This is a genomic window from Thiomicrospira pelophila DSM 1534, from assembly GCF_000711195.1.
Lineage (GTDB): Bacteria > Pseudomonadota > Gammaproteobacteria > Thiomicrospirales > Thiomicrospiraceae > Thiomicrospira > Thiomicrospira pelophila.
In genome coordinates, this window is sequence record NZ_JOMR01000001.1 from 1,653,452 (window position 1) to 1,668,603 (window position 15,152).

At 44.3% G+C, this 15,152-nt stretch carries 9 protein-coding genes; 5 read left to right on the plus strand and 4 right to left on the minus strand.

What is annotated here, in order from left to right; translation table 11 throughout:
• Positions 1–17: 17 nt before the first annotated feature.
• The 3 genes from pstB to N746_RS0107970 all read right to left on the minus strand — a co-directional run bounded on the left by pstB (position 18) and on the right by N746_RS0107970 (position 4,860).
• Positions 18–809 carry a phosphate ABC transporter ATP-binding protein PstB gene (pstB, locus tag N746_RS0107960; protein ID WP_281169746.1) on the minus strand — a complete coding sequence of 264 codons (792 nt, stop codon included), beginning with the start codon at positions 807–809 and terminating at the stop codon, positions 18–20.
• Between the two features lie 108 nt (positions 810–917).
• Positions 918–2,567, minus strand: coding sequence for a phosphate ABC transporter permease PstA (gene pstA, locus N746_RS0107965; RefSeq protein ID WP_029935556.1), 1,650 nt, complete (start codon positions 2,565–2,567; stop codon positions 918–920).
• Positions 2,568–2,589: 22 nt separating this feature from the next.
• Positions 2,590–4,860, minus strand: a complete 2,271-nt coding sequence (locus tag N746_RS0107970; protein ID WP_029935558.1) for an ABC transporter permease subunit — start codon at positions 4,858–4,860, stop codon at positions 2,590–2,592.
• A 333-nt stretch (positions 4,861–5,193) separates the two neighbouring features.
• Here N746_RS0107970 and glnA point away from each other — a divergent pair, with 333 nt between their 5' ends.
• Positions 5,194–6,600 (plus strand): type I glutamate--ammonia ligase, encoded by a 1,407-nt coding sequence (glnA, locus tag N746_RS0107975; protein ID WP_029935560.1) that lies wholly within the window; start codon positions 5,194–5,196, stop codon positions 6,598–6,600.
• 170 nt (positions 6,601–6,770) lie between these two features.
• Positions 6,771–8,504 carry a bifunctional ornithine lipid synthase OlsF gene (gene olsF / locus N746_RS0107980; protein WP_342662265.1) on the plus strand — a complete coding sequence of 578 codons (1,734 nt, stop codon included), beginning with the start codon at positions 6,771–6,773 and terminating at the stop codon, positions 8,502–8,504.
• A gap of 59 nt (positions 8,505–8,563) precedes the next feature.
• On the opposite strand, the gene N746_RS0107985 is transcribed toward olsF, so the two are convergent.
• A complete protein-coding gene (locus tag N746_RS0107985; RefSeq protein WP_029935564.1) occupies positions 8,564–9,406 on the minus strand; it encodes a metallophosphoesterase in 843 nt (280 codons plus the stop codon).
• A 162-nt stretch (positions 9,407–9,568) separates the two neighbouring features.
• Here N746_RS0107985 and N746_RS0107990 point away from each other — a divergent pair, with 162 nt between their 5' ends.
• The 3 genes from N746_RS0107990 to N746_RS0108000 all read left to right on the plus strand — a co-directional run bounded on the left by N746_RS0107990 (position 9,569) and on the right by N746_RS0108000 (position 15,107).
• Positions 9,569–10,591: a glycosyltransferase family 4 protein gene (locus N746_RS0107990; RefSeq protein WP_051678585.1), complete on the plus strand. Its 1,023-nt coding sequence runs from the start codon at positions 9,569–9,571 to the stop codon at positions 10,589–10,591.
• A gap of 127 nt (positions 10,592–10,718) precedes the next feature.
• Positions 10,719–12,548 (plus strand): GGDEF domain-containing protein, encoded by a 1,830-nt coding sequence (locus N746_RS0107995; RefSeq protein WP_245603351.1) that lies wholly within the window; start codon positions 10,719–10,721, stop codon positions 12,546–12,548.
• A gap of 57 nt (positions 12,549–12,605) precedes the next feature.
• A complete protein-coding gene (locus N746_RS0108000) occupies positions 12,606–15,107 on the plus strand; it encodes a methyl-accepting chemotaxis protein (RefSeq protein ID WP_029935570.1) in 2,502 nt (833 codons plus the stop codon).
• Positions 15,108–15,152: the final 45 nt, after the last annotated feature.

Here is a 15,152-nt window from a genome sequence, read left to right on the forward strand (position 1 = left end):
TTATTAGTTTTATCATCTTAACCATAACGACCGGTTATGTAGTCTTCTGTACGCTTAACTTGCGGATTGGTAAATAAAGAATCCGTATCACTGTATTCAATCAATTCACCCATATACATAAACGCGGTGTAATCTGATACACGTGCCGCTTGTTGCATGTTGTGTGTCACGATTAAGATGGTGAAATCTTTCTTAAGCTCGAAGATCAATTCTTCAATCGCCAAGGTCGAAATGGGATCGAGCGCCGAAGTCGGTTCGTCTAGCAATAACACTTCTGGCTGAACCGCAATCGCACGCGCAATACACAAACGCTGCTGCTGACCACCCGATAAACCCAACGCATTATCATTTAAACGATCTTTAGCTTCTTTCCATAAACCCGCACCTTTCAGGGCCCACTCAACCGTCTCATCCAAGGTTTTTTTGTCATTAACACCTTGCAGCCTTAAGCCATAGGCGACGTTCTCGTAAATTGATTTTGGAAACGGATTAGGTTTTTGGAACACCATGCCAATGCGACGGCGGATTTCCGCCACATCCAATTCCTTGGCATACATGTCTTGACCGTGCAAATGCATTTTTCCATCAATATTTACGATATCAATTAGATCGTTCATTCGGTTAAAGCAACGTAATAAGGTCGATTTACCACAACCGGACGGGCCGATAAATGCGGTAACGCGGTTTTCCGGTAAATCCATATTAATGTTGTTTAACGCCTGTGATTTGCCGTAAAACAAGTTCCAGTCTCTCACTTCGATGGCGACTTTTTCTTGTTCTAACGACAAGCCGCGATGATCATGCCCCATGGCTAGACTAATCGTTTTTTCGCTCATGCTTTAATCCTTTAATAACTTAATTCGTGCTTAGTATCAGTTGGCCGGGTCGAACCACCAGGCCTGGTGGTTCGACGGCTATTAATTTTCTAACGCTTTATATTTTTCACGCAGACGATTTCGAATCGAAATCGCGCCTAAATTCAGCGACACAATCACCAACACCAATAATAAAGAGGTCGCGTAAACCAACGGCTGAGATGCTTCAACATTTGGACTTTGGAAGCCGACATCATAAATATGGAAACCTAGATGCATGAACTTTTGATCCAAGTGCACAAACGGTGCATTCAAGCTGACCGGTAATTCAGATACCAACTTAACCACGCCCACCAACATCAAAGGCGCAACTTCACCCGCGGCGCGCGCAATCGCTAAAATCAGCCCCGTCATAATAGCCGGCGTTGTTAAGGGCAACACGATGCGCATAATCACCTCAGCGCGAGTCGCGCCCAAGGCTAAGCCGCCCTCCCGCAAAGCACGTGGCACACGTGACAAACCTTCCTCAGTAGACACAATCACCACCGGCAAGGTAAGTAACGCCATGGTTAGCGCCGCCCAAAGCAGGCCTGGTGTACCAAATGTTGGGGTTGGTAAGGCATAGCTATAAAACATCTGGTCAATTGAATGACCCAAGACATACACAAAAAAGCCCAAACCAAAAATACCAAATACAATGGATGGCACCCCGGCCAAATTATTAATCGAGATACGAACCAAACGTAATAGCCAACCTTCACGTGCATACTCACGCATGTAAATCGCGGCAATCACGCCCATTGGCATAACAAACAAGGTCATTAACACCACCATGGTTAAGGTACCAACAATAGCGGGGAAAACACCGCCTTCAGTATTTGCTTCGCGCGGATTATCAAATAGGAAGTGACCAATCGAGCCCATGAAAAACCCAAACTTTTGATCAAAACGCATTTCATTCGGCTGCCATGAGCGCACCATGTTTTTAATAGGTACTTGAACTTGTTGGCCACCCGCGACCATGATCGTGGCCTCACCTTGTTGATTTAACTCGGTATACATTTCATCCAGGCCCGCTTTCAGGGTTTGATACTGCGCCTCTAATTTGGCTTTTTCCTGTTCAATACGCTGGGCATCGGCTTGGGTAAAGCTATTCGCCATTTCTAACTTTCGTTGTTCATAGCGAAGCGATTGCAGCTGGTAGTTGATCGCGCCCACATCCATCTTTTCAATCGCATTTATTTTAGTGCGCAGTTTTTCTGAAGCCGCGATACGCTTAGCTAAGGCTTCCTCTACGCCTTCACCCGCCGCTACCACTTCGCCGTTTTTTCTCACCTCATGCACATAACCGTATAGATTGCCCCACTCGTGACGCTCAATCACCGTAATACCCTGCGCCAAGGACCAGGCCTGGTTATTAATGTCTTTTTCGCTAATCCAACGGAAATCCAAACCATATAAGTCGCGGTTGCCAGTTTTAATCAACAACTGGGGTTCTTTAACTTTAAAACCCGGCTTGTCTGGATTATCAAACTCTTTAATGCGCGTGTTGTGGATTTCACCCGTCACCACTTCCGATTGGGCTGGTGCTGAAGCCGCCATTTCAAAGTTATAGACTTCATGTGGCCAAAAATGACTTAAGCCACGAACGGCAATCAACATTAATAGGCCAAACACCAGTACGACCGCTACACTCACCGCAGAGGCACTAAACCAAACCCAGTGTTCACCTTTGTTAAACCATGCTTTCATCAGAATCTATCCTTTATAAAACTTATAGTGAGCCGTATTTACGGCGCATTCTCTGACGCACCACTTCTGCCAGGGTGTTAAAAAAGAAGGTAAAGATAAACAGCACCAAGCCGGCTAAGAACAACACCCGATAATGCGTACTATCCACTTCGGTTTCGCCCATTTCCACAGCCAAATTGGCCGATAAAGTTCGCATACCTTCAAATATATTCACGTCCATTAATGGCGTGTTACCAGAGGCCATTAACACAATCATGGTTTCCCCCACGCCACGCCCAAATCCCAGCATGATAGCGGAGAAAATACCCGGGCTGGCGGTGGGTAGCACCACGCCGGTTAGGGTTTGCCAACCACTCGCACCTAACGCATAAGAGCCGTTTACCAAATAAGACGGCACACTATAAATCGCATCTTCCGCCACTGAAAAGATAGTTGGAATTAAGGCAAAGCCCATCGCAAAGCCGATAACCATCGCATTACGCTGGTCAAAATCGATACCCGCGCTTTCGGTTAACCAACTGCGCATATCACCGTTAAAGAAAGCGACCTCCAACGGGCCACTTAAGGATAAGGAGAACCAACCTAAAAACGCGATAACCGGCAGCATTAAGATGGCTCGTCGTCCAACCGGCACAATTAACTGCCACTTTTCAGGTAAACGAGACCAGAGCAAACCAAAGCCAATAATACCCAAGGGAACAATCACGACTATGGCAAAGAATCCAGGCAGATTTGCCTCCATATAAGGCGCCAACCACAGACCGGCTAAAAAGCCCAAAATAACCGTTGGTAAGGCTTCAATAAGTTCAACCGAGGGCTTAATCCATTGGCGCGTTTTCTTATCCATAAAAAAGGCGGTATACATGGCCGCAAAAATCGCAATCGGCACCGCAAACAACATTGAGTAAAGTGCGGCTTTAATCGTGCCGAATGTTAAAGGCGTTAAGGAAAACTTAGGCTCAAAATCACTCGTACCAGAAGAAGACTGCCAAGTGTGAGTAGGTTCTTCATAACCTTCATACCAGACCTTCGACCAAATACTTTCCATGGAGACTTCAGGGTGGTTATTTTTAATGTCATACACCACTAATTCGCCGGCTTCGGTTTCAACCACCGCTCCATTTGCGCGAGGTGAAATTCGGATCATGGTTAAAGGATCATCGGACACTTGCATTGAGCGCAAATGACGATGGGCGGTTGAGTGATATAAATTAAACGTGCCGGATTCGTCACCTACCGCAAAACCTTTGCGCGCATCTTCAATCCCAATGCTTACGATAGGTGATTGGCCGCGTTGAAATTCGCGAATTTGCTTAATCGAAAAATCGTTATTATCATCCCGCACCGGAAACCATTGCAAAATACGGCCTTGATTGGTACCAAACATCATCGAGTAATTACCCGTTAAAAACCGAGCCGCAGTAATACTTTCCCCTGGGTTAGTAATTTCAAAAGACTGAAGTTTCATAGGCTCTTGAATATCCGCAATATTATAATATTCGGCATGACCTTGGTTCGACACCAACACCAAATCACGCATGCGTCCACCCAACATAATATGATCCGCATCAAAGTCGAGTGAAACATTCGACTGACCGTCGTATTCCAACTCAGTGGAGTCCGTTAAAAATGAACTGGTTTTGCTATAGGTTCGGATTGAAACGGTTGTCGCGTCCTGCGGCTTGGCCACTAGCATCATGCGGCTATCGCTATCACGCACCGCGAGCTGACTGACGGCTTCGTCCAACAACTGTACCGACTCATCCCCAAACGGCCACTCTAATACTGGTGTGATGGTTCGCACATCATCCGGATAGGTCACTTCCATCTTTATTTGACCCACCAAAACATGACCGTTTGATAGGCCATAAGCAAACACATTTGCAGGTTCATTTGCGATTGAAAAACTGGTTACTTTGGCTCCTCCTGTGGGGGCTTGTTGATCCAGCAACAATTCACCATCACGAAGATTGATACCCAATATTCGTCCAGACTCAGTCAAACGCACCGCCACTTCTTTATAGTCATCCACCGCATAATAAACACTAGGATCATCCGTGCCGCCAGGCAGACTAAACACGTTACGCTTGTCCATCGTCGCCGGCACAAACATCGGTAGAACCACGTACAACAAGAAAAACATAATTAAGAAAACGGCAAAAATAATACCGACCCCACCTACACTGATACCATATTTGGCGGTATGATCTTTTAGTCGGCGGCGCATCATGCGTTTTTTAAACGTGGGGCCGCTCAGCGTTTGCTGTAAAGCTTGCTTAGTCTGTCCGCTCATATAAAATTTACCTTGCTGAATTCGTTCAATTTATAATTCGTGCGCACACTATAACCAGCAAATATTACAGTTTTATTGCAATCTGTAACAAAGCTGAAAACAATCAAAATCGGGCTCAGCAAGCTGCACCAAAAAGAATAGTCCTATGCACCAAAACAAGACAGCTCAACCGGCCAAAACTTAACCAGCGATATAAAACCAGAAAAGATTAAATTAATAAAAACAGCAACTTAAGAAAAATTAAATTTTGTCTCGCAAACTGGCATGGTTCGCGCTAATATTTGATAAAGAATTTTACAAACCCATATAAAAAAACCAACGAAGGATAATGCTATGCCACAAACAATTATTGACCTTATCAAAGAACAAGATGTGAAATGGGCTGACTTGCGCTTCACGGATTCAATTGGTAAAGAACAACACGTCACCATTCCGGCTCATGAAGTAGACGATGAGTTTTTTGAAGACGGCCACAACTTTGACGGCTCATCTATTCGTGGTTGGAAAGGCATCCAAAGTTCTGACATGGTTTTAATGCCACAAACTGATGGTTTTTATTTAGACCCATTCACCAATGATCCAACTATCATCATTCGTTGCATGATCGTTGAACCTTCAACGCTTGAACCTTATGAGAAAGACCCTCGTGGCATCTCTAAAAAAGCCGAAGTCTACCTACAATCGACCGGTATTGCCGACACCGCTTTCTTTGGTCCAGAACCAGAATTCTTCATTTTTGATGACGTTCGTTGGGGTGCAGATATGTCTGGCTCTTTCGTTAAGATCGACGGTAATGAAGCCGCTTGGAACACTGAAAAAGTTTACACCGACGGCAACATGGGGCACCGCCCACGTGTTAAAGGTGGCTATTTCCCAGTACCACCGGTTGATCAGTTGCATGAAGTACGTGCTGATATTTGTGCCATGGCTGAAGCTATGGGTCTTAAAATTGAAGCTCACCACCACGAAGTGGCCGCGGCTGGTCAGTGCGAGCTTGCCGTAGCAGGTAACACCCTAACTAAGAAAGCCGACGAAGTTCAGATTTTGAAATACGCGGTACACAACACTTGTCACGCAGTTGGTAAAACCGCAACCTTTATGCCGAAACCAATCGTTGGTGATAACGGTTCAGGCATGCATATCAACATGTCTCTAAACAAAGGCGGAAAAAACATTTTCGCGGGAGATGTGTACTCTGGTTTATCACAAGAAGCTTTATGGTACATCGGTGGTTTGATGAAACATGCACGTGCTCTAAACGCTTTCACTAACCCAGGCACTAACTCATACAAGCGTTTGGTTCCAGGCTTTGAAGCGCCGATCTTATTGGCTTACTCAGGCTCTAACCGTTCAGCTTCGATCCGTATTCCATACGCACCTTCTGAACGTGCGCGTCGTGTTGAATTACGTTTCCCTGACCCAACAGCTAACCCTTACCTAGCGTTTGCTGCGTCATTAATGGCTGGCCTTGACGGTATCATCAACAAAATTGATCCGGGCGAGCCTGCAGAAAAAGATTTGTATGACCTACCGCCAGAAGAAGAAGCGACTTATAACACTGTGTGTGCTTCACTTGAAGAAGCTTTGGATGCACTTGATAAAGATCGTGAATTCTTAAAAGCTGGTGGCGTGTTTACGGATGAAGCTATTGACTCGTACATCAAACTAAAAATGGAAGAAGTAACACGCATGCGTGCCACCACTCACCCAATCGAATTCGATATGTATTACTCTATGTAAGCCATTCGCGCTAGATTGATTTAGTTTACTTAAGACCCGCTTCGGCGGGTTTTTTGTTTTAAGCATCTAAATAAAGCCAACCTCAATTCCCTGTCAAATCATAAAATCCTCACATGAGCGTCACCTATTTGTCACATTGCTAGCGCATACTCCGATGGAAATTAACCATCGTGAGAATCCGCATGCTCAATCTAGAAGCTAGCCTGCAACAACACTTTCCAGATTTAACCACTCGCCCTGGTGCCAAGCTTATTATGAAACTACTCAAAGCTTTGACTCACCAAGATGAAATTAATCAATTTATTGAAACCCATCAGCATTTGCGTGGTTTTGCGTTTTTGGACAAAGTATTGGAGCACTTTAATTTCAGCTACCAGGTGAATGCGCGCCAGCTCTATTCGATTCCGTCTGAAGGCAAAGTCATTATCATCGCCAACCATCCTATTGGTTCGCTTGATGGTTTAGCATTGCTTAAATTGGTTCGCACCGTGCGCCCGGATGTGCGCATCGTCGCTAATGAGTTGTTGGCACAACTCGAACCCATCCAATCCTTATTTATTTCGGTCGACAATTTATCCAGCAAGGCGTCACATAAAGCTCAATATAAAACCATGCTAAACGCACTTGAAAACGAGCAGGCCCTCATTATTTTCCCTGCTGGCGAAGTATCACGTATTCGTCCGAATGGAGTGCGAGATGGCAAATGGAAAACCGGTTTCTTGCGTTTGGCCAAAAAAACCAACGCCCCTATCCTGCCGATCTTAGTTGAAGCCAGAAACTCGGCTTTGTTTTACAGCCTATCCGCCATCTACAAACCCATCGGCACCATGATGCTAGTGCAAGAGATGTTTAATAAAGACGATCAAGAAATCAGCTTTCACATTGGCAAACCGATTAAATGGAAAGCCGTGCAAGCCCTAGACCTCAATAAAAAACAATTGGCGGCACGCTTTCGCAAACATCTATACCGATTAGAAAAACCCAAAAAGCTGGCTAAAAATTCGTTATTTGACGGTGAAATAACAGTGGCTCACCCGGTTGACCGTAAAGCCCTTAGACAAACCTTAAAAAAAGCTCAAAAACTCGGCCAAACCAGCGACGGCAAGATTATTTATTTATACGACTATGAAGAAGATTCGCCGGTCATGCACGAAATTGGTCGTTTACGCGAACTCACCTTCCGCACGGTTGAAGAAGGCACGGGTACGAGTCTGGATTTGGATAAATACGACACCTATTATCGTCACCTAGTTTTATGGGATGACGAAGCCTTGGATATTGTCGGCGCATACCGAATTGGCGAAGGCAAAAAAATTATCGAAAGCCATGGTTTAAAAGGGTTTTACACCCATAGCTTGTTCGATTTTCAGCCAGACACCGAACCTTATTTAAATGACGCGATTGAGCTGGGGCGAAGCTTTGTACAACCACGTTATTGGGGTTTACGCAGTTTAGACTACCTTTGGTACGGGATTGGGGCTTATATTGCGACACATCCAGAGATTAAGTACTTGTTTGGTCCGGTAAGTTTAAGCGCCGCTTATCCTGAAGAAGCCAAACAAAAAATCATCGGCTTTTACCAGCAACAGTTTGGCAGCTGGTCACATTTAGCCCAAGCCAAAACACCTTATAAACTAAACGAACCAACCCAGCAGCTAATGCAAACGGATTTTGCACAAGATTACGCGACCTGTTTTAAACGCTTAAATAATCAGCTTGACCAAATTGGCGTAAAAGTGCCGACTCTCTATAAGCAGTACAGTGAACTCTGCGATGACAAAGGTTGCCACTTTATGGCCTTTAGCGAAGATGCGGATTTTGGCTACTGCATTGATAGTTTAATTATGGTGGAATTAGACAAGGTTAAGCCCAAGAAAAAACAGCGTTATATGACGCCATTATAGAATTTAGATAGTCTTAAACAACATTAAAAACATACCACCAGGCCTGGTGGTATGAGAGGTTATGAATTAAGTGGCTCTGAATTAGTCTGTTCTGATCTTGCCCAGCGCACCAAGTGTAACTCACCGTCTTGATCTTCTATCAACGCACTTAACGACTCAACCCAGTCACCACAATTGTAATAGGTCACGCCCATTTCAAACTCTCGGATTTCAGGGTGATGAATATGGCCACATACCACCCCTTGTACACCTTTTTGAATCGCACTTTTGGCGACAGCGGTTTCAAAATCACTAATAAAATTGACCGCACGTTTGACTTTATATTTTAAGTAAGCCGATAAAGACCAATAACCGAAGCCCAACCGAGCACGCACGTGGTTAAACCAGCGATTAAAATGCAATACTGTTTCATAAGCCCAGTCGCCCAAAAAAGCTAACCAACGATGACATTGCACCACGCCGTCAAATTGATCGCCGTGAATCACCCAGAGCTTTTTACCGTTTTTTAAGGTATGAATATATTCATCCGTTAAAAATACGTTACCAAATTCAATTCCTGAATAACGCCGCAACATATCATCATGGTTGCCGGTAATATAAATCACCTTCGTGCCACGTTTTGCTCGGGTTAATATGCGACGAATCACATTGGTATGCGCTTGAGGCCAATAAATCTTTTTGCGCATACGCCAACCATCAATAATGTCGCCCACTAAAAACAAGGTGTCGCAGTTATAGATCTTTAAAAACTCCGCCAACTCGTCGGCACGCGCCCCTTTAGATCCTAAGTGCACATCTGACACCCAAATAGTCCTAACATCTACCGGCTCGGAGCTCGCGTCTTCTAAAGGCACGTCGAGTTCATTCATCCAGATAGGTAATTGCTGGGGCTTAAATGGCATAACTGTCTCCATAGATTGATTTAAGACTATGCTAGAAGGTAGCCGTGACCAAAAAATGACGCTACAGTGATCAATTTATGACAAGGATTCGTCATATTTACTTAATATAAGTCCGTTAGTTTTGAGGATATGCTTACTCAAAATAAAGTGGAATGAAATCCGGTGAAACCGATCAAACGCATTAGCCTTGTAACCGATGCTTGGTCACCACAAATAAATGGCGTGGTAACCACTCTTTGTCACTTGGTCAAACATTTAGAAGCACAGGGAATTGAAGTCGATGTTATACACCCCTACGATTACAACCAAATTCCGCTCCCAACCTACCCTGACATTCCACTTGTTTGGAGAGCTAAAGACTTAAAAAAGCGCCTATTAAACTATCGACCCGATGCAATTCACATTGCTACAGAGGGCACCATTGGCTGGCGTGTCCGTAGACTTGCCTTAAAATATAACCTAGCCTTTACTACCGCTTATCACACCAAATATCCAGAATACTTCGCTAAGCGATCCCCCATTCCTTCAAGCTGGATTTACAAGCTTTTGGCCAAATTTCATGCCCCATCGCAGGCTACATTTGTGCCGGCGCAAGCCATCTTGCACGAACTCCAATCACATGGGTTTCAACATTTAGTTTTGATGGGACGAGGAGTCGATAAACGGATTTTTAATCCGCAACAGCGGATTGAGTTACCCTATAAAAAACCCATTTACTTATACGTTGGTCGCCTGGCGGTTGAAAAAAATATTCAAGCATTTTTATCGCTGGATCTCCAAGGTACTAAATTAGTAGTGGGCGACGGTCCACAAAAAGGATTTCTAGAGAAACATTACCCCACCACTGTTTTTGTAGGTTCAAAACAAGGTAAGGAGCTCGCACAATACTATGCCAGTGCTGACGTAATGGTTTTTCCATCGTTAACAGATACCTTTGGACTGGTTAACATCGAAGCGATGGCTTGTGACACTCCAGTGGCAGCATTTCCGGTTACTGGCCCAATCGACATTATCACTCCAGGTTTAAATGGCGCCTTAAATCACGATTTGAAACAAGCGATCCAGCAAGCACTTGCACTGACAAGAGAACCGATATCCCAAAGTATTAAACATTATGACTGGCAAGTGGTTGCCACCGAGTTTCTAGGCGGTCTTGCACCAATTAACTGGACAGACTGGGAATAACCACGAGACTCAAGACCCTGCCGATTGTATAAATTTTATAAATGTCATATATACGCTATCTAAGCGTAACAAATCAGTCATGTGTGATTGCTAACATTTGCGCCTATAAATTGGAGTTAAGCAATCTATGAGACCGATACAAACCCTCTCTAAAAAAATTGAAATGGACAAGCTCAAGATGGACACAATAGCGGATAAAATGCTGGGAAATCTATCTTCTAAACAACTTGGCTTAGAGCTGTCTAGTATTTTTAGAAATCGAAACTTAACCCCCTTGTTTCAACCAATTATTGATTTAAAGTCCCGTCTAATTTATGGACACGAAGCCTTAATTCGTGGCCCGATTAACTCAAGTCTGCACAGCCCGATAGATTTATTTCAAGCCGCTGAAAAAAGTGGCTGTTTATTTGAAATGGATTGGTTGGCTCGCAGCACCGCGATTGCGTCTTTTCAGCAACAACAATCTGATGACTTATTGTTTATTAACATCACCGTCAACTCCATTATGGCGCGTGGTCATCGCCAAGGTATGACGCTGGACTGTTTGCATGAACTGGGTGTGCCGGTTGACAAAGTGGTGATTGAAATTACCGAGCTACAGCCGGTCGAAGACTTTAACTTATTTATTGAATCCATCAATCACTACCGAAAAATGGGATTCAAGGTGGCGTTGGATGATCTTGGTGGTGGCTATAACGGATTGCGTCTATGGTCAGAATTGCGCCCAGATTTTGTCAAAATTGATAAACACTTTGTGCTCGGTATCGCTCAAAGCAAAGACAAGCGTCACTTTATTGAAAGCATCAAAACCCTAGCCGAAGGCTTAAATACCAAGCTGGTCGCCGAAGGGATTGAAACCGAGGAAGACCTGTGTGTTATCGAAGATATTGGGGTTGATTATGTGCAAGGATTTTTATTCCGCCGCCCAGAACCCAAGGTTCAACCCAAACTCCATTACGAATGGCCGAACACCAATCCTAGCCCCACTCTGCATGATTACAGCAATGAGTTAGCGGCGATTTTAATTGAAACCGAATCGGTTGACCCTTTATCACCAGTGCATTGGGTATCACAACTGTTACATAAAAATAACCACCTCGATTTTATACCGGTGGTGGAAGATAAAACCGTCCTTGGCATGGTATGGCGTCGTGAGCTCATGGATTTACTTGCACAACGCTACGGACACGACTTACACCACCGCAAACCCATTAGTAAATTTATGGATCGTCAACCTATCGTGGTCGACATTCACACACCAGTTGAAACTCTAAGTCGCTTAATCACCGACCATAAAAACAATCATCGTGGTGATGCGTTCATTATCACCAAGTACAATCAATACGCCGGTTGCGGGCGATTCTTGGATCTATTGCGTTTAATCACCGACTTAAAAATTCGCAACGCGCAATATGCTAATCCGTTATCCGGCTTGCCGGGCAATGTGCCGATCCAAAAACAACTGCAAAACTTGATTCATCAAAAGCGCGGTTTTTGTGTTTTTTATATCGATATTGATCATTTCAAAGCCTACAACGACTACTACAGCTATGAGCAAGGCGATGATGTGATTCGTTTAGTATCCCACCTGGTGCAGGACTCGGCACAAAGAGCCGACGATTTTATAGGTCACATTGGTGGGGATGACTTTATTCTGATTCGCACCAAAACCGATAGTTTTGTTGAAGTCTGCGACGTTTTGCTAGATCGATTTAATACCCAAGTGAAAACCTTATACAGCGCTGAAGACATCAAAAATGGCGGTATTCAAAGTCAAAATCGCGAGGGCGAAACGCAACGTTTTCCGATCATGAGTTTATCCATCGGCGTGTTAGTGGTACCACCAGGCCTGATAGAGCATCAACAAAAGTTGGCCAGTTTAGCCACCAAAGCCAAAAAACAAGCCAAGCACTCAGGCGGCAATACCTGGGCGCTCCTGAATGCACTTGATGCCTAATTTAATAACCAATTAAACCCTAACACAACAAGAAACTTGTTCTGGAGACGCTTTCGTATGAATATATTTAATCGCCTTACAATTGGTTCACGACTTTGGTTAAACCTATTTTTAACCTTAGTTTTTATCACTTTTGTCACCCTAACCTCTTGGTTGGCGACTCATCAGTCGGCTCAACAATCCAATCAGTTAGTTAATAAAGAGCAAAAAATTACCAAGCGTATCGCTGAATTTCATAAAGGTTTCATCACCACCTTACAGCAGTCAAATAACTTTGTGCTGACCGGCACAGAAGCGCACGGCCAAGCCTTTAATGAAATGATTGATCAACAAAAAAAATCACTTTATAGCCTAATCGCCGATCTAGGCGCGTCAGTTGAATTTGACCAATCCGGTTTTCTAGCGTTTACAGAAGAACACACCGGTAAACACACCGCGATTATTCAAGCCCTGTTTCCGCTTGATCGCGTATTACAAAACCTCGAAAAATCCACCAATTCAAATGTGTTTATGAAAGAACGCATCGGTCAATCAATTGAATTTGGTTTAGATTTAAGTGCGAATAACCTCAGCCAAGATTTTAAAGACGTCTTGCCGCTTATCGAAGATCAACCAGGCCTGGTGACTCACTTAGACGAGTTGCAAACACGTCTTGAAAAGTCACAACTATTGGCCGCAAAAATGATTGCAACCCAAGACTCCAGTCTTAAGCAAGAATTTGACGAACAAGGGTTAGGTTTTGCCGCCAGCCCGCTGGTAAAAGAAATTGTTGAACCTTTTAGCGCGGATTTATTTAACGGTGAAGCCGCTCGCAACTTAGACAGTCACCATGCCGAATACATGGATGCCTTTGGCGATTTGCGCGACACCCTCACCACCATGTCACAAAACAATCAAAGCTTGGCCGAACTATCCGAATCCGGCAACCTGATTTTATTAGACCTAATGTCTGACCTACAAAACCAAAGTTTAAGCGCACTCCAGCAGCTTGAAAGCGCGAGTTTAACGCAAGAAAATCGTCTTATTTTAATCGGGATTTTCGCCGTATTAGTATTGCTAACATTAAGCTTTAGCATTAGCCGTTCGATTGTCCAGCCCTTAATTCGTATGCGCGACCAAGTATTACAAGTCGCACAAACCGGCCAATTTAATCAGTCAAAAATCCTCAATGGTAAAAACGAACTGGCTGAGATGAGTCAAGCACTGCAAGGTTTATTACAATCCGTTTCTCAAGCATTAAATGAAATCAAGACGGTCAGCCACTCTCTCGCTCAAGGTGAAACAGATCAACGCATGAGCCTAAATTACAACGGTGATTTATTACTACTGAGTCAAGCCTTTAACCAGAGTCTCAATTCGGTGGATGCGACCTTAAACGAAATCGCTCAGGTCAGTCATGCATTAGAAGCGGGTGAACTATCCATCAATATCGACCTGTCTAGCCATTCCGGTCAATTTTCGCATGTTCTTAACGCCATGATGAATGCTTTATCCGTGCAAAAACAAGCGATTGATGGCGTGCGCCATGTTACTCATGCGATGCGCGCTGGTGATTTTGGACAACGTGTTGAAATTGATATGCCCGGAGAATTGCACAATTTAAAGCGTTACCTTAATGAATCGTTGGAACGCTTAGAAAACGCCATTAATAGCAAATCCATCGCGCTAAAAGCTTACAGCCAAGGCGATTTTTCTCACCAAAACGACCACGAGTTTGAAGGTAAACTGCAAGAACTCAACACCCACATGTTGAACATGGCACAAAGCGTGAGTTATATGTTACAAGACGTCAAACACGCCACCGACCATGCGGTACACGGAATTAAAGAGATCAGCTCGGGCAATCAAGACCTTAATCACCGCGTGCAAAAACAAGCCGCCGCTGTGCAAAATACCAGTGCGAATATGTCACTGATGTTAAGTTCTGTGCGCGAAACCTTAAATGAAGCCAACCAAGTAACCCACTCAACCGATCAAGTCCAACAAGACTCGCAATCAGGCCTGGTGATTGTTGAGCAGATGGTGCAAGCCATGCAAGACATTCAACAAGCCAGCCAACAAATTGCGCAGATTACCGGTTTGATTGATAGCATTGCATTCCAAACCAATCTACTCGCACTCAATGCGGCCGTGGAAGCGGCTCGCGCTGGTGAAGCCGGACGTGGTTTTGCGGTGGTGGCGACCGAAGTTCGCAACTTGGCACAGCGGTCCGCCGAAGCCGCCCAACAAATCCGTCAAGTCACCGATACCAATATGCAACGAATTGATCACGGCATGCAATTAAGTCAACAAACCCAAAGTGTGTTTGAACAAAACACCGCTTCAATTGAAGGCATTGCCAAGATGATTTTGAAAATGAACAAAGCACTCGAACTCCAGAGCCACGGCATTAAAGAAGTCACTGATGCGCTTAGCGAAATCGACGAATCTACCCAACAAAACGCCGCACTGGTCGAGCAAATATCCACCACCTCATCGCATATTATCGAAGAAGTGCTCGGACTCGAAACCAAAGTAAGCGGTTTTAAGCTAATCAAGAACACCAAACAAGCGGCCTAAAACTTCTGATTGCAGCCAAACCCAACTCCTCAGATAATAAAGACA

Coding starts and splice junctions, on each gene's coding strand:
- pstB (WP_281169746.1), bottom strand. CDS start 809: ATGGGGCATGATCATCGCGGCTTGTCGTTAGAACAAGAAAAAGTCGCC.
- pstA (WP_029935556.1), bottom strand. CDS start 2,567: ATGAAAGCATGGTTTAACAAAGGTGAACACTGGGTTTGGTTTAGTGCC.
- N746_RS0107970 (WP_029935558.1), bottom strand. CDS start 4,860: ATGAGCGGACAGACTAAGCAAGCTTTACAGCAAACGCTGAGCGGCCCC.
- glnA (WP_029935560.1), top strand. CDS start 5,194: ATGCCACAAACAATTATTGACCTTATCAAAGAACAAGATGTGAAATGG.
- N746_RS0107985 (WP_029935564.1), bottom strand. CDS start 9,406: ATGCCATTTAAGCCCCAGCAATTACCTATCTGGATGAATGAACTCGAC.
- N746_RS0107995 (WP_245603351.1), top strand. CDS start 10,719: ATGAGACCGATACAAACCCTCTCTAAAAAAATTGAAATGGACAAGCTC.
- N746_RS0108000 (WP_029935570.1), top strand. CDS start 12,606: ATGAATATATTTAATCGCCTTACAATTGGTTCACGACTTTGGTTAAAC.